Origin of the sequence: Silvimonas terrae (assembly GCF_014202765.1) — a bacterium.
Lineage (GTDB): Bacteria > Pseudomonadota > Gammaproteobacteria > Burkholderiales > Chitinibacteraceae > Silvimonas > Silvimonas terrae.
Window position 1 is genome coordinate 367,710 of record NZ_JACHHN010000001.1, and the last position, 17,600, is coordinate 385,309.

Genomic DNA, 17,600 nt, shown 5'->3' on the forward strand with positions numbered 1-17,600 from the left:
GAATTGAACAGGAAAATCATGACGGACGCGGTAGATAAAGATATTGCTGGCACAGACGGTGCCGCACAGCCCGCAGAAACAACAAATGGGAACGCCGGGGAGCTGGCATTTTCGCTGGAACGATTTGAAGCGCTGGCTTATGCGCGGGAACATGAAGCAGCCATGGGCGAGTTCATGCGCTTTCTGCACATGCTTGACCGAAATTATGGCGCGCTGGACATGTATTTTGAGGCGAGGATGACAGCGCCGCGTGCGGGTCTGGATGTTGACCCACACATCATCAATCGAATTTGCAGTGCATTGTCTGCGCTGTTTTCCGATCCGAACTTTTATCTGTCGGGCGAAGGCGCGCGCAGGTTGTTGTTCCTGCATCGGTGGATTTCGACACTGTTCGCAGCCAGCACGTTCGGCAACGCCGATCATATTCTACGCGCTTTGAACCTGAACGGCCCAGGTGCAGAGAGCGTACAGATCCGCCATGAGCATGTACTCAAATTCTGCGTTCTGTACACGCCGAATTCGGAAATCCCGCTCGATATGGACGCGATGTGGGCGTTCAACAAATATCTGGCCGCATCGCTTGCGTGTTCGCTACTGTCTCCGCGTTTTCTTGGGATGCCTTCAGCACACCACAAGCGGGAAATCTTGCTGCCCTGGCTTGCTGCCAAGCTGGATGAAATTGAAGATCTGAACGTGCTGCCGGTGCAGATTTTGCACGATATATATATGCATTGCAGTTACGCAGACGGTGCTGACCGCCATGCCATCAAGGCACCGATCAATCGTTTGGTACGCAAAAAGCTGCTTGAACAGAACATTACCGATATTGAATTCAAGCCCAAAAAGAAGCCCAAGGGTGAGAAGCCAGTCATGCTGGTGGTGCTTGAATGGTTCTCGGGGGCACATTCGATTTATCGAACGCATTCTGCTTCGCTTCGTGCCGCGCGGGAAAAGTTCAAGATCGTCGGCGTGGGCATGAAGGATCTTATTGACGATTTGGGACGTGAAGTATTTGACGAATTCAGGGAAGTGCAGGGCGAAGCGGTACCTTTTGTCAGGGAATTGGCGGAGACCTTGCGACCTGACCTGGTTTATTACCCGGCATTTGGCATGTTCCCCTCAAGTATCTTCCTGACCAACCTGCGTCTTGCCCCTGTGCAAGTGGTTTCATACGGGCATCCTGCTACCTCCAAATCCCCTTTCATTGATTATTTTGTGTTGCCGGAAGATTGGGTGGGTGATCCGGCATGCTTCAGCGAGAAACTGTTGGCCCTGCCAAAAGAGGCGATGCCGTTTGTCCCGTCGACACTGGCGATAGACATCGAGCCTAAGTTACGCGTGGCACCGGAAACTCTGCGTATTGCCGTGGCGACCACCGGGATGAAGCTCAATCCCAATTTCATGCGCACACTTCGCCGCATCCAGCAAGAAGCCAGTCAGCCGGTTGAGTTCCATTTTTTGATGGGATCCTCCCGCGGCTTGATGTACCTGGAAATTCAACGGTTTATCCAGACCTACCTTCCAACCGCAATCATTCACTCTCATCTGCCCTATGCAGAATATCTGGCTATGCTCAACGAGTGCGATCTGTATGCCAATCCCTTCCCGTTTGGGAATACCAACGGCATTGTGGATGTCACCGCAGTTGGCTTGGTGGGTGTCTGCAAGACTGGGCCAGAAGTGCTGGAACATATTGATGAAGCGCTATTTCGCAGAATTGGACTGCCTGGCTGGCTGATCGCCAAAGATGAGGACGAGTACGTGGCTGCTGCCCTGCGCCTTATCGAAGATGAAAAGCTGCGCCTGGATCTGCGCCGCCAATTGTTGAAAGACAAAGCGGCGGAGGTGTTCTTCAAGGGTGCGCCAGAGCAGTTTGGTGTTGCGCTGGCGAAACTGATCTGAATGGGATGAACAGTCCAGATCCGTTGAAAGCAGACAACTGAGATTCATGGTAATGCCCTGCAGTGCCCGTCGTTGATGCGGAAATACCGTGCGATAACGGGCGCCGGGTTTACTCATGTATGGCTGGCTTGGACTTGCACCGGCCAATTCAGAACAGCGAGGCGACTTTGATGCAAGATGTCCTTCCCGGTGCTCCGTACCCGCCGCATCGGTTTCACTTTATTTCGGGTCTGCCAAGGTCCGGCTCAACGCTCCTGGCTGCGCTGTTGCGACAAAATCCCAGGTTCCACGCGGATATGAGTAGTCCAGTTGCTGGGCTGGTTCATTCACTACTGGGTGAAATGAGCAAACGGAACGAATTTTCCGGGGTGGTCGACGATCACCAACGGAAACGTGTGCTGACTCGCGTCGTCTCTGCTTTTTATGAAGATCAAACGGCGGAAGTCATTTTCGATACCAATCGTTCCTGGTGTACGGACATTGCCTTGCTTCAGGAATTGCTACCTGGTACCAAGGTCATTGCGTGCGTTCGGGATATTGTCTGGATACTCGACAGTGTTGAACGACTGGTTCAGCGGAATGTGTTCCAGCCTTCAGGGCTTTTTGGTTATCGCACCGATGGGTCAATCTATACCCGAGCGGAGACATTGACCGCACATGATGGCCTTGTTGGCAGTGCTTACAACGCGTTGAAGCAAGCCTATTACGGCGCGCATTCTGTATCGCTGATGCTCTTGCAGTACGAAACCCTGGCCAGAGACCCGGGGCGAGCGATGGAGGCCGTATACCGTTTTATTGGAGAAACACCCTTTATGCATGATTTCGATCACGCACAATACGATGCTTGCGATTTTGATGCCCGGATGGGTACGCCGGGATTGCACGATGTTCGTGCCAAAGTCGAGTTTTCAGAACGGTCAACGATTGTTCCTCCAGATCTTATAAAGCGCTATGCAGACAGCGCGTTCTGGAAAATACCCTCCCTGAATACCCGCAATGTGCTGGTGGTGTAGGCGTGTTCGAATCTGAAAATGAACATCACCGGACGACATCGAAGGCATCCACGTTATGGTTAACTGGACTGAGCGGAGCCGGGAAGACTACTTTGGCTGAAGGGCTGATCGCAGCACTTGAAGCGAGAGGAGTGCCATGTGTTCTGCTTGATGGTGACATCGTGCGTCGGGAGGCGGGCAATCAACTGGGTTTTTCCAGGGAAGCGCGGGCCGAAAATGTCCGTCAGGTGGCAAACCGCTGTCACACTCTGAACGACAGGGGCATATGGGCTGTTGTGGCACTGATTTCCCCATATCGGCAAGACCGGACAAAAGCTCGAGATGCTATCGGGGAAAGCCGCTGGTTGGAGGTTTATGTTTCAACGCCACTGGTGGTCTGCGAAGCGCGTGATCCCAAGCATTTGTATGAGAAGGCGCGGGCGGGGCTGATTCAGAATTTCACTGGCATCAGCGACCCCTATGAGCCGCCGATGAGTCCGGCTTTGCGTCTGGATACCAGCCGCAAAAGCGTAGAAGAGTGTGTTTTCGCCATGCTTGGCAGGATCGGTATGGATATGCAAACTGAGGAAGTGCCATAAGTTTGTATTCTGAGCATGCCGACGAGCATGTTTGGGACGAATCTTGGCGCCACCCTCGCAAGCGCGGCATTTAACCCTCGGCCTACCGATAAATCCAGATTCATTATCTCGTTGGCTTGGCCCGATGGATAACTGCATTGCCCCCAGAAATGATGGCTGACCTCAATTTTCTTTGTTCCCCGGTGCCTGTTGTCGATGGTGCAATGTATGAGAGTTCTCTGGCCGCCATGGTGAACTGCTATCTGTTCAGTTCAAAGCAGGGGATGGCGTCCAAGGCGTATTAGCCCCCTCGACAGGGATGGGGAAGAACGAATGCCACGGTGCTATTTATATGGTTACCAATTTCGGCTCTATTTGGTTCCATATGGATACCTCAACCATAGCTTTCGGGCGCCCGCAGACGTCGCAGTACCCCTGCAAAACATCGACATCGTTGGCGTACTCTCAGCGCTGTACGCAGAAGCTTGATCAAGTTGTCGTTCACTTGCACTCGGTACGAGAACTGTTACGGCGCAGACTACCCAATGCAATCGCACTTGCCGGTGGGCGTCAGCAAGCCACGAACGACGAGTGGCTGGAAGAGGTAGATGCCTGCCTTGAAGGTTTGCTTCTGCAACATCAATTTGTAACGCAACATTTACCCTCCCTTTTTGCCTTGATTGGACAACATGGGCCTCGGAGCGCCGTCGGGGAAATGGATGCCACGGTCGGGTAGGGACGTTTGGGCGGGCAGGGTATAGCGGGTTATCACACTGCCTGGCGCTGTCTTCACCTTGCTGCTACTGCAGCTGAACTCCATTACGGAGAAACAAGGTCTCTCGCGGTTTGAACAGAGCTGCGTTTACTTCTCGATCACGGCAACGGTACCAGGCCGGATTACTCCTTTTGCGCCGATCAGATTGACGTCGTCGATATGCAGCGCAAGCCATCCTTCACGAGGGGGGACGTTGATAGCGATTGAACGATAATCGCTAAGCTGCTCCTGACAACTGTGGGAAGGAAATTCAACAATGCGAATTGGCTATTTAAGAACAGCACGCTCTCAGGATTTAGAGTGCGAGCGAGAAACTCTAAGCCAGATAAACCTCTGTCACTGGATCGTCCACGATAAAGATGAGCGTTCATATAAACAGTTAGAACGCGCTTTGTCTCAAATGACCTGTGGAGATACGCTGGTAATGAGCAGTCTTTCCAGTTCAAGACTGAAAGCGAGCCAACTCCTCAGCTTGCTGGAGCAACTGGATCATCAAGGTGCCATTCTCGAGATTATTGACGAGGACATTTCCTCAGGGGAAGAACTGGGGCAGGTAAAGCTCCTCCGTCTTATGGTCGAGCGCTGGCGGGCCGAGCACAGACTTCGGCATTCTCCCTCGAATTACCCCCGAAGGGTGCGCGGGCGTCGTCCAAAACTGAACCCAAAGGCGGTTCAAGATATGACCCGGTATTTGCTTGAAGGCTTGCCCTCCTCGGATATTGCTTACCGTATGGGCGTCTCAATTGCCACTTTTTATCGATATAAACGTGATATTGAAGCTGCTCACCCAGCAATGGGTCGGCGGGAAGAAATGCAAGATGCGGGGGCTAGCTATTATATCTCTTCCGATTGCCCGCGACGAGAGTCTGGACGACGGCCAAAACTAAACACAAAAGCGGTTCAAGATTTGCTTAAACAAATACAAGAAGGCGTAGTCTCCAAGGATATCGCCCAACAACTGGGCATTTCTGTTGCTACTTTTTATCGATATAAACGTGCAATCAAGGCTATTGAACCGGCACTGTGCCAGCAGGGGGAAATACAAGATGCGGACAAGGTAAATGGAGATATTTCCATATAAATGGAAGCCGATTTGTCCTGCCTCGGGAATCGGCGCACGACCCGTCTTTTCGGGATGATCAAAATATTGCATTGTGAGCTTGGTTCCTCAGGTTTATTTATTTACGGACTGTAGTATGAACGCCAGATATACCCATCCCCTTCTAAAAAGGTCGGAACATCGGGAGCAAGCTAATTTTTCTTATGATGCCCTCCCGATGGCTTCTCAGGCTCATCAACAAGGGCAACTCAAGGCAGCAGTCCACAAACAGAATTTTGAATTGCTTTGTTTGGCGGCCAAATGGAAGGGTGCCCTGGAACAGGCGCGGGTTTGGGCTCACTTGGCCAACACGACAGAGAGAAGGCAAGTCCGGCTTTATCGCGGCCTGATCCTGGCAGAAGCATTTCGGGAAAGTGTTTTTCAAGGGCAGCGAAATCCGGGATTTTTGGGGTTAAAGCCCCCCGGATGGATGTCCGGCCTCTTGCGCGCCAATAGCGCCTCTGGGCATCCAGCCAAAGACACGTCTGCCCCAACGCAGTTCGAACCCCTTCTTGATATTCCCCAAGACAATGGCTACGCAGATCAGATCGGCGAATTTGCGTGGATTACAGACACCGACGCCAGACTTGGGCCTACGCTTGAACTGATGACGGCAGGGGGTTATCACTGGTTACCATTCTCAAGCATTCGCTCGTTCGCAATAAGCCAGCCTTCCACGGCGCTGGATTATGTTTGGAGTCCATCGCAGGTAGAGCTATGGAATGGTAGAAGCGTGGAAGGGCATATTCCCGCCCGCTATCTGGATTCAGGTCGTGCCGCCAGGGCATTCAGCCCGGCACAGCACTTGGTCGGAAGGGAGTCAGGAACAACTGCTCTCTACGGAGCTGAACTTAAAACCTGGCGGACCAATCGAGGTGAACATGATCTCTTCTCGATGGGAAGATGCCACTTCATGAAAAAAACCGAATTTAGCTTCATCTGATGGCCGCAGGAGGCAGACCTTGGTTCAATACCCATTGATGAATAACAGGGGGCCCCGCCGGTCCCCACTCCACATCCGACCCACGAACTAAATCTTCCCATCCACACTGGTTCAGGGCCGCAAGCGGCTGTAAATATCACCCAAACGCATCCCGCTCGCCTGGGTAGGGTAGCCGACGCCCTCTGACAACCGGGCGAGGCACTCCGCGGCATTCCTGAAACCCCCTGCCTCGCCACTTCGCTCGCCTGCCATACATGCCCCCCATTTCGTGGTTCGGCATTGTGCCTGTACTGCCCCTCTTTTTCTCTCCAAACCAGCTAATCACCGTGGAGTGGCGGGTTCGTACACCACCCTTCGTTCCCTGAACGCTGTCCCATTTGCTGCGGCTGCGTCACTTTCCATCACATATGTTTTGAACGGCGCGGCTTTTAACAGTTAATAGCCAGCAAACTTTGTCATTTGCTTATCCATGGTGAATGACAGGGGTGGTGTTGGCTCAGTCAATCAAGGACCCCCTCTTGAAGGGTGGGGTATGAGCGTACGTGGGGGGGTTAAATGAGGGGGTGATAAATTTCCCTGAAAATTCAATAGGTCAGGGGTCGAACGTCGCTGTGCTCGACTGGAAACAGCCGAATGCAGACTCGTACTTTCTGGCAGATTGAAAAAGGATTCCGGAATGAGTAGGGCATGGAGAGAGCTGGCTGTATTGGTCGTAGACGAGGTCCGCCCAATACGCGAAGTGATCGCAAATCAGTTGCGTTCACTCGGCATTGATCATGTTGCGATGACAGAAGATGGCGCCGAGGCGCTTCGCTTGCTCAAGCGGCAACCGTTTGACGTCGTGATTTGTGACTGGAATGCACCGATCAGGAGTGGATTGGATTTACTTGCCAAAATACGAGCTAATCAGCCATTGCAGACGCTGCCATTCATCATGGTCACTGCTGAACTGGATCGTGGGCGCATCGAGAAGGCTATTTCTGCGGGAGTGAGCGACCTGCTGGTCAAACCCTTTACCGTTGACCGGCTGGAGTCAGCCTTGCAGACAGCACTGGCGTCGCGAGGCAAACATCACGGCAAAACCGGGCAAGCGGGCAATAGCGAAGCCGTAATGTCAGTGGTTAAGCCGGCAACTGATACGACGTCGGAAGTCGACGACCGCCTTACCATCCTGGTGGTGGATGATAGCCCCAGCATCGTCAAGGTATTTCACCAGCTATTTAGCCAGGATTACCGTGTCCGTTTCGCTGGTAACGGCGCCAAAGCAGTCATGATTTGCCAGACTGACTCTCCGCCGGACCTGGTGCTGCTGGACGTGATGATGCCCGATATGGATGGGTTTGAAGTCGCGACAGCAATGCGCCAACACCCGCAATCGGCACATATTCCGGTGATTTTTGTTACGGCAATGGACTCAGCTGAAGCCAGCCTGAAGGGCCGGGAGTTGGGAGCGGTTGACTACATTTCCAAGCCCGTGATGCCAGAGCAATTGTTGTTGCGGGTGAAAAACTTCATGGAGTACGTGCGCCTGCGCAAACTGGTGCAAGGCAATTACGACACTCTTCTGGAAACGTACCGCCTGCGCGAGACGATGGAGGACATCGTCCACCACGACATGAAGGGACCGCTTTTGACGATGGTTGGACTGCTGCGCGACGTTGTTGCTGCAGACAATCTGAGCTGGCGGCAAATTGAACAAGTGAGTTCGATTGAACAGACCGCCTGGCATTTGCTCGATACGGTCAACCTATCGTCTGAACTCTACAAAATCGAGGCGGGTCGCTTCAACTTGGCGCCCCAGCCAGTCAGCGTGGGGGCGATCTTGCGACGGATGGTAGAGGGGGCGCGGGTCACGTTTCATTCAAAGCACCTGACCATTACCGTTGAGACGGATATGCCAATGGGTATGCCTGCACCGCAGGTATCGGGTGACCCCACACTTTGCTACTCTGTATTCAACAACCTCCTGAATAATGCTTGTGAGGCTGCCTCGGAAAACTCTCAGGTGTCCGTGATCGTGCGTGCTGCTGAAACCAGCGTTGAGATCACGATCACAAACTCGGGGGTAGTGGCTCCGGAAATCCGTGACCGCTTTTTCGAGAAATATGTAACGTCCGGCAAACCGCAAGGCACAGGGCTGGGGACGTATTCTGCACGGTTGTTGACCGAGGCACAGAATGGCTCCATCTCGTTTGAAGTGTCGAATGCGTGCAATACCACGACGTTACGGGTTGCGTTGCCGTTGTGGATGGACGACTTGGCTGGTCAAATCGGACAGCCAGCGGACAAATCAGTCGTATGCCCGGCCGCGGTGGCCAGGTCGGCTATTGTGCTGGCCGGACAGACCGCGAGTCTGCTGTCGTGAGCGTTATGGCATTGACTGAGGTGGCGGTGCAGTACCCAGAGCTTCATCTGAAGATCGCTCCCCCCAGGGTTTCGAAGGTCTGGGTCACGCGGGAAGAGCTTTCCTGTCTGGGGCCGGTATTGGGGCGCCACCAACTGCTGGTGGTCAAGGGGTCGTCGGGTTATGGCAAAACCACCCTGTTGACGCAATGGCGCGCTGAACTCTTGCGCACCGGCGCTCATGTCATCTGGCTTGCCTGTGATGAGCTGGATTCAGATATCCGCGTTCTACTGTGTCTGGCTGTGGCGCTCACTGAAGCCACTGGCGATGACACTTTCATGAATATGGTCGATGAGGAGGCGTTTATCCCCTCGCTGACTCGGATTCTTGCGTTGATCAAACATCAAGGCCATGAAGTGGCATTGATGCTGGATGACGTTCACCGCTGGCGCGAAGCCACGGCCCAAGTTTCATTGCAATATCTATTGAAGCAAGCGCCGTCCAATCTGCGGATTTTTCTAAGCACACGACCGAAGCACAAATTGGTCTGGCGGGAATTGTTGGCAGGTGAGCGATATACCGAAATCACACAAACCAATCTCAAGCTCAAGCCGGCAGCTGTACTGGAAGTCATGCAATCCCAGCTTGGGGACCAGGCCGGCATTGATACGGCGGTAAAGCTCTACCAGCTCACCGCAGGGTGGCCACTTGGCGTGCAATTGGCATGCGCTTCAATGGCGCTGGAGCCCGGTGCATTTCATGCGTTGTTGGATCGCGGCGAACCTAGCGATAGTTTGGAACAGTACTTCATATTCCATCTGATCGAAAAGCTGACGCCGGATCAGATCAGTTTTCTGGCGCGCGTGTCGTTGGTAGAGCGATTCACGGTTGATATGGCTACCGCCATGACAGATGTGCCCGATGCGGCTGCTTTGCTCTTTGAACTCACGGCAGCGACGCCGGTGCTTGAGTGGAACGCAAAAGGAGAGTGGTTCAGCGTACATGCACTGGCACGGCAATTTTTGCTGCAAAGTCACTATCAGCATGCGCCGGAGCAGCGAAAGCAGATTCAGGTCAAAGCGGCATTGTGGTGTGCAGATCAAGGGTTGTACGAGGAAGCGGTCTACCTCGCTGAGCTATGTGGTAAAGCAGATCTGGTTGAAAAATGGATCGAACAAGCGCTTAACAGCTTCTCCAAGCGAGGCGATATCCGTTCTCTGCTGTACTGGAAAGACCGGCTTGCCCTGAAGGTACGCACAATTCGTCCGGATGTGCTGTTTGCGATGGCACAGACACTGGCGTTTTCTGCCAAGTCCCGGCAGGTGCATCAATGGGTTCATCAGGACTATCCGGACATCCTTGAGCGCGGTGCCAACCCTTATGAACGCGAGGTCTTCGATGCTTCGGTGGAACTAACCAACGACTGCTTGCATGCAGCCCAAACCCGACTAGCGCTGCTTGACGCAGACATGATTCCCGTTTATGCGGGGCGCGCTCGGTATGTTCATCAAGCCAGCACGCTTTACCTGGATATTCATTCCGGCTGCCCGTTCGATTCGCAGGAATTGATGCGCTATGTCACTTCGTGCCCGCACGATTCCGACGAATCCCGCCTTTACTTGTTTGTCCTTGCCTATTCACTGCTCTGGCGGGGGCAAACCCAAACGCTCATCACCATGCTTGGCGACCTGCAAACCGCCATAGAACTGGAGCGCGGTCGACACGATACCTCTGCGACGACGCTGGCGGTACTGCTGGCTGCTGCGCTATGGCAAACCGGAAAACTGGAGCAGGCTGGGATTTTGCTCGCAGACCGGATCAACGGGATTGAGAGCTACGCGCCACCGCCTACGCTGGTGGAAGCCTTTCTGGTTTATATCCGCGTCGCGGCGCAGGCAGGTCAGATTACGCGTGCCGAATATCTGGCCGGACGCTTGTATGACCTCGGACGGACCCGAAAGTGGCCACGTGCCCAGGTATTTGCCGTTCGCGAATTGACTTACCTGAGTGTGCGGTATGGTGGACGGGAAAAGGCAAGAGAACTGTTGAGACAGTTTGAAGAGGAAATGAAAGCATCAAAACTCGCTGGCGTCGGCATTCTGGAAGATCTTTTACAGGTGCAGTATGCGCTGGCCCAGGCTCATGCCTGCATGGCAGAGCGGGACTGGGAAAATGCGCGCGTGGCAGCCGCAGCTGCCCTGGCCCTGGCGGGCAGCATACGCCGCCCGCATGACGAGCTGGTTGCATTGTGCGTACTGGCCGAATGTCTGGTACAGACTGGCTACGACCCGGAAGAGCTAACGCAACGGATTGCGGTCATGGTCGTTGAATTTGGTTTTTCGACCGACGTCATGCCAGTCGCAGGTATTTATCGTGGCCAGATTCCAGACGATGACCGTGAGCCAGTGTCCATGCGGCGTGAAGTGGTGGTTGCCGAGGTGATTGTGCCTACGCCGCTTTTAACGCCGAAAGAACGCGAAATACTGCAATTTCTTCTGCAGGGATTTTCCAATAAACAGATTGCCAAGGCCCTGAATTGCACTGAGTTTACGGTGAAATGGCATCTTAAAAACATGTTTCCAAAATTAGGGGCCGGATCACGCCGCCATGCGGTAGAGCGTGCCCGCGTGATGGGAATCATTGAATCTAACTGAAGTATCAAGAAAGAAGAGACTGACATGAATGTTATCGTCACCTCACCCAATGGGTATCCAATCCAATCATCATCATCGCCCTTTCGGTATGTATTTGTTGTTGACGATCACCCATTGATGCAGACCATTCTGACCCAAGTCATTTCGGACCAGGACGGGCTTAAGGTTTGTGGTGTTGCCAGCGATGGTAAAGAAGCGCTTTGCAAGATATTCAGAACGCATCCAGATCTGATTATTTGTGATCTGTTATTGCCGGAAATGGATGGCTACGCGCTGATTCGCTGTCTGCGAATTGCGAAAATAACCGCACCGGTAGTCGTGTTCTCTGCCATGCCGTTGGAAGAAGCAAAAAGCGAGCTCGGCCCCATACCCCGACTTTATTTTGTCTCTAAAGGGGCCACGATGGAGGATCTGATGGCGGTTATTACCCAAGCATTATCTGAATCGAGGGCATCCAGATTGGACCGGGTTTGCTCTGATTAAAGATGTATTGGCCTTGTGCCATAGAACTTGATTTGTATTGCCTGTGCTACTGCAGGAAACAGATGCCTTTTTTATTTTTGCTGTCTCTGCGGGGTATGTCGTTTTCAAGACAATGTGCTCGTCAGGTCAGATTTTGATTATTACGAGTACTTTCATGCGTATCCGTTTTGCCAATCGACTCGCTATAGCGATCATTCTTTTTTTTACCACATCAAGTGTATTGACGGCAATTTACGCTTCCAGACTTTACGAGCGTCGGGATGAGGCTCATGCGAGGTTATATACAGCGCTGTCCGAAATTCACCAATTGCGCGATGGAAGCCGCGAACTCACCGATGCAGTTCGCGGGAATGTAGGGACGGGCGGCAAAAATTTCGCGAGGGATTACCTGGAGGAACTCTTGTCGGGTCGCCAACGCGATCTGGCTGTGACGCGCCTGGCGCAATTACAGTTGGACGCCGAGACGTTTGCGCTGATCGAATCGGCAAAGGCGCAGTCAGAAAGCCTGGTCGAACTTGAAAAGCAGATTCTGGCTGAAGTAGCGCGTGGCGATAGAGAGTCTGCCTCCGAATTGCTGTGGGGGAACGAATATCTGCTGCGTCAGAATGGAATTATGCAAACGCTGGATCGAGTGCAAACCCGGTTGGAACAGACAAATCTTCCTTTGGTGGACCAATACACCCGCAGCGCAGGATTGGCCAGTGAGGTGGCGACTGGATTGACCTTATTCAATGCGCTGTCGCTATTGTTGATTTTTTGTCTTTTCTATCAGCGGGGCGTGATTTTACCTCTTACCCAACTGATTGCCAAAGCAAGGCTGCTCCTGGCCGGGGAGGGCGCTGAGCCGATGCCGTTTTCTTCCTGGAATAATGAGGTGGGTGAACTGGCCCGCACTTTGGACGATTATCGGCTTAAAAGCACAGAAGTCGCTGAGCAACAGCGAGTTCGTTCCGGTCTGATTGCCATTGCCAATGCCGTGCAATATTGTGCGACCCTTCCGGAGTTTGCCAATAGCGTGCTTGGTGTGATTGCGCCGTTGTTGCATAGCCCGGCAGCGGTACTGCATCTGGAGGCGACACCAGGGGGCTCTCTGGAAGCAATGGGCACTTATGGAATAGCCCGTTCTGCGGCGGTTGTCGCTGCAGAGGCAAACTGCTCCTTGCTTGTTGAGGTAAAGAATTCGACTGCGCCCTTCGTCATCAAAGCGGTGCCCCAAGATTATCTGACGGTCGGCTCGGGCTTGGGGGCGCGGGGCGTGGCCTATATCGCACTCGTCCCCATGACCTTTGAGGACGGCTCTCATGGCGTCATCGAAATAGCCGCGCTGACGGAATTTACTTCAGAGGATTTTCGGATCCTTGAAGTCCTGTCGCTCATCTTGCTGCCTCGCCTGGAAACGCTCAGGCGCGCTTTACATACCCAGGGGTTGTTGGTTGAAACCCGTCAGCAGGCGTCTGCACTAGCCGAATCGGAAGGCGCCCTGCGCGAGCAGGCAGACTTGTTGCTGGAAATTACAGCAAACCTTGAAATGCATGGTACGGAACTGGCCCAGCAGAAAGCGGCATTGGCAGCAACGGAAGCCTGGTTCCGGGGCATTATCGAGTCTGCACCGGACGGCATGCTGGTTGTGGACCACCAAGGTGGGATCGTCCTCGTAAATGCCCAGCTCGCGGCAATGTTTGGCTATGAAAAACACGAATTGGTCGGGCAGTCGATGGGCATGCTTGTTCCAACGAAGAGCCGCGCTACTCATGATTTGCGAATGGCAGGCTTTTTTGAAAGCGGCAATGCGCGCCCCATGAACGTGCCCGGCGTGGAAATCAGGGGGCGGCGCAAAGATGGATCCGAACTGCCCGTGGATATCTGTCTTTCTGTACTGCCTGATCTGAGGGACGGTGGACGCTATGTCTGCGCCTCTGTACGGGATGTGACCAGCCGCCGGCTGGAAGAAGCAGAACGTGCCCAATTACAGGAGTTGAATCATCTGATCCTGGAGTCTGCCGGTTCTGGGGTGCTGGGGGTCGATCTGGATGGCCGGATCATGTTTGCGAATCCGGCTGCGGCAAGGATGCTGGAGACTGATGAACTGCTCTTGCTGGGAGAGAAGCTGGATTCCCTGATGAAACTGCCCGAGTCATTGCCAGGTGGTGAATCGTCCAGGCTTGCGTTTGACACTGGCGGTAGTGGAAAGACCGGTAGCACCGGGACATTGTTCACCCGGCGGGAGCATTCGATAGTCATTGATTTTGGTCTATCGCCCATCCTGCGTGGCGGGGTAGTCGCCGGGAGGGTGATCATATTCCGGGATGCATCAGAACGCATCCAGCAAGAACTGCGTGAACGCGAACATACAGAGTTTTTGCAGATGTTGATTGATGTGATCCCGTTTCCGGTCTTTTACAAAGGCCCGGATCTGCGCTACCGCGGGTTTAACCAAGCCTATGAGCAGGCATTAGGCATTCGCCGTGAACAACTCATCGGTTTGAGTCTGGTTGATGCTCACCACATCGAAGCCGACGCGCGTGAATCCTTCCGCGATGAACAAGAGCAATTACTGCAGACCCATGGTGCGATGGAGAGAGAAATTTCCCTAGTGTTGGCCGATGGTCAGCCACATTCCATGCTCTATAACCTAGTGACATTCCAGAAAGAAGATGGCTCACCTGGTGGCTTGATCGGCATTCTGGTCGACGTATCTGATCGCAAGAAAATCGAAGAAATCGAACGCTTCAATCGCTTGGCGCTGGGGCGTGAAAAACGGATTGTTGAACTCAAGGATGAGGTCAATCTTTGGTCACAACGCGCTGGTCAGGACGCCCCCTATGCTTTGGATCGTGACTGCGGTCGGGGTGAACACAGCGTCGGTGGCCCAGATGTCATCGTGGGAGCGGAAGAGATGGATTTGCACACAGAGAAAGAGGGTGGTGTCCACGTATTGGCCGATCCCGCCACGCAGAAGATGCTGGAAGCGCTTTGCAATGCTCTGGGCGTAGGGATGCGTATTTCTGAGTCAGCGGGGAAATTGCTATTTGCCACGACGGGTACAGCGCCAGCCGGAGTCCTCGCCACACGTTGGGGCGTACCTGACCTGACTGATGCGCAAACAAACAATGAGTGCTGGAAGGGTGTGGAATGGGACGTGCTCGTCTGGGCTCACAATGGTGAGGCTGCCAGTCAGGATGCGCTCAAGTGTATCCAGCATATGCTGACAATGCGGATCATTCAGTCTGCACAGGGTGATGCGTTGGCGCAAGCACGGGCACAGGCGAGGGCAAAGCACACATTGTTATTGTCCGACCGCCTGGCCGCAATCAGTCTTGCTGAGGATGCAGAACAGGCACGCCGCGCGCTCGAGCAGCATCGGGAACAGCTTGAACGAACGGTAGTCAGCCGCACCGTAGAGTTGCAAACCGCCAAAGAGCAGGCCGAGGTAGCGACACAGGCCAAGAGCGATTTTCTTGCCAACATGAGTCATGAAATACGCACGCCGATGAATGCGATCATGGGGTTGTCTCATCTGGCTGCACAGACCGGCCTGAATCGGCAACAACGCGATTACATCGAGAAGATCAACGGCTCGGCAAGGCATCTGCTCACCATTCTGAATGACATCCTGGATCTCTCCAAAATCGAATCAGGCAAAGTCGAGATCGAATGCATTGAATTTGCGCTTGAACCGTTACTGGATGATTTGGGGGCCTTGGTCATAGAGCGGGCCTGCGGCAAGGGCATTGAGCTGGTTTTCGATGTGGCGAGTGATGTGCCAACAGTGTTGTACGGTGACCCTGTAAGACTGCAACAGATTCTGGCCAACTATTTGAACAATGCGATCAAGTTTACGGAGGGCGGGGAAGTTTGCCTGTCAATCGTGATGCAACAGCAGATCGGTAATCGGGCCGTACTTGCCTTCAGCGTGCGGGACACTGGCATTGGTATTCCGCTGGATCAACAAGCGCATTTATTCAATCCGTTCCAACAGGCGGACGTATCCACAACGCGTAAATATGGTGGTACCGGATTGGGCCTGGCCATCTGCAAAAAACTCTCCGAGTTAATGGAAGGGCGTTGCGGCTTTGAAAGCGAGCCGGGTGTAGGTAGCCGGTTCTGGTGTGAATTGCCATTCACATCCCAGGCAGATAAATCTGATCAAACGAGCATAAAACTAGCTGGAAGGACTGCCCTGATCTTCGAGCCAAATGCCAGTGCGCGTGCTGCGATGTGCTCTGTTCTCAAGCGCTTGCACATCGCGACGGATGGCGCCGCCACATTGGAGGAAGTGCAGCGTCTGGCCGAGCCGATTGATGGGCAGAGGTGGTACGACTTCTTGATCGCGGCGTTGCCAGAGCACCCTGATGAGATGGATGCGCTCGGGAAGATATTTCATCACAGTTCTTCAGATGATCTCGACCCGCCACGATTACTACTGCTGACGCGTTCGGCGGGTGAAATGGCACCGGCGAATGGAATTTGGGCCGGACTGTGCGTAGCAACCATGCAAAAACCACTGACCTCATTACGACTTGCCGCCGAATTGGAGCGGCTGGTCCATGGCTCGACGGATTCGGATGTTCTGAAGGGGGCTTCAGCATCTTCGACCGTCGGTAGATTCAACGAATGCCGTATTTTGCTGGCTGAAGACAATGTACTGAATCAGCAGGTGGCTGTAGAGCTATTGCAAGATCGCGGTTGTGCGGTGGATGTGGCGGAAAATGGCCAGCTGGCCATCGACCTGGTCGAGACCAAGTACTACGATCTGATCCTGATGGATATGCAAATGCCAGTCATGGATGGCGTTAGTGCCAGCATTGCTCTTCGCAAGGCGGGGGTGACATTGCCGATTATCGCGTTGAGTGCCAATGCCATGGCGCAAGACAGACAGCGTTGCCTGGATGCAGGTATGGATGACCATTTGGCCAAGCCGTTTGAACCTAATGAGTTATGGCAGATTCTTTGGAAATGGTTGCCCGAAGAGAGGAGTGCTGTTCAGGCAGCGAAGACAATAATGGATAGCTCGATTCCCGGTATTCCCTTGGAATTAGTCCACGCACCGGGCCTTGATGTCGCAAGCGGTTTGCGCCGGGTTGGGGGTGATGCGGCCTTTTACCTGAAGATGCTCAAGCGCTTTGCTGAAGACAACTTGGAAACCATGGTCGACGCACGCCAGGCACTTCTATCTGGCGACATGGAAACTTTGGTCCGTACGCTTCACACCATCAAGGGATTGGCAGGTACGTTAGGAGCACAAGCCCTGCAGGAGCGTGCAGCCGATGCGGAGCAACTGGCCAGGCATCCTTATGACCTGACGTTAGTGGGTATGGAGTTGGATGCGCTGATGCGACATGTCCAAGAGTTGCAAAACCTGACTACCCTGGTGATAGCCACAGCCAAACCCGCATCATATAACAGCGTGGGCGATTCGCAACTACAGGCGCAAAGATTGAATTTACGGCGATTGCTTGAAGCCAACGACGCTGATGCGCTGACGTTATTTGAGCAATTGGAAGAGCAACTGCAGCGAATCGAGCCGGAACGATTTGATGTGCTTGCTACTGCGGTGCATAGACTTGATTTTGAAGCGGCGGCGGCTGAACTTGAACAATGGCCGGGGGCCGTTGGTTGAACCATAGAAGGGGCATGGTCTGCTCGTGCATGCAGATGAGCCCCCTTTATTTCAACCTGGAGTTTGCCCACACGCACTACGCATGGCGCGGCACAGACTGAGCTGCAGAGCGCTTGTTGTCTAGTCTGTTGCCGCTTCAGGTTTTTGTCCGTATCTCCTCAATTTACGGCAATTTGGCCGTATGCAAAAAAAGCCACTGGACATCCTGTG

9 protein-coding genes are annotated in these 17,600 nt (G+C 53.5%); all 9 read left to right on the plus strand.

Annotated features, from left to right (window positions below):
- The first annotated feature begins 18 nt into the window (after positions 1-18).
- The 9 genes from HNQ50_RS01445 to HNQ50_RS01485 all read left to right on the plus strand — a co-directional run bounded on the left by HNQ50_RS01445 (position 19) and on the right by HNQ50_RS01485 (position 17,390).
- On the plus strand, positions 19-1,902 hold the full coding sequence (locus HNQ50_RS01445; protein ID WP_184096812.1) for a peptide transporter: 1,884 nt from the start codon (positions 19-21) through the stop codon (positions 1,900-1,902).
- Positions 1,903-2,072: 170 nt separating this feature from the next.
- Positions 2,073-2,915, plus strand: coding sequence for a sulfotransferase (locus HNQ50_RS01450; protein ID WP_184096814.1), 843 nt, complete (start codon positions 2,073-2,075; stop codon positions 2,913-2,915).
- 2 nt (positions 2,916-2,917) lie between these two features.
- Positions 2,918-3,493: an adenylyl-sulfate kinase gene (gene cysC / locus HNQ50_RS01455; protein WP_184096816.1), complete on the plus strand. Its 576-nt coding sequence runs from the start codon at positions 2,918-2,920 to the stop codon at positions 3,491-3,493.
- A gap of 1,010 nt (positions 3,494-4,503) precedes the next feature.
- On the plus strand, positions 4,504-5,328 hold the full coding sequence (locus tag HNQ50_RS01460) for a helix-turn-helix domain-containing protein (RefSeq protein WP_184096818.1): 825 nt from the start codon (positions 4,504-4,506) through the stop codon (positions 5,326-5,328).
- 115 nt (positions 5,329-5,443) lie between these two features.
- Positions 5,444-6,289, plus strand: coding sequence for a type VI secretion system accessory protein TagJ (locus tag HNQ50_RS01465; RefSeq protein ID WP_184096820.1), 846 nt, complete (start codon positions 5,444-5,446; stop codon positions 6,287-6,289).
- Positions 6,290-6,965: 676 nt separating this feature from the next.
- Complete coding sequence (locus HNQ50_RS01470) at positions 6,966-8,654, plus strand: ATP-binding response regulator (RefSeq protein ID WP_184096822.1); 1,689 nt, start codon at positions 6,966-6,968, stop codon at positions 8,652-8,654.
- A gap of 5 nt (positions 8,655-8,659) precedes the next feature.
- Positions 8,660-11,287: a LuxR C-terminal-related transcriptional regulator gene (locus tag HNQ50_RS01475; RefSeq protein ID WP_184096824.1), complete on the plus strand. Its 2,628-nt coding sequence runs from the start codon at positions 8,660-8,662 to the stop codon at positions 11,285-11,287.
- Between the two features lie 24 nt (positions 11,288-11,311).
- The gene (locus HNQ50_RS01480) at positions 11,312-11,770 is read left to right on the plus strand and encodes a response regulator (RefSeq protein ID WP_184096826.1); all 459 of its coding nucleotides are present in this window, start codon (positions 11,312-11,314) and stop codon (positions 11,768-11,770) included.
- Positions 11,771-11,924: 154 nt separating this feature from the next.
- Complete coding sequence (locus HNQ50_RS01485; RefSeq protein WP_184096828.1) at positions 11,925-17,390, plus strand: PAS domain S-box protein; 5,466 nt, start codon at positions 11,925-11,927, stop codon at positions 17,388-17,390.
- Positions 17,391-17,600 lie beyond the last annotated feature (210 nt).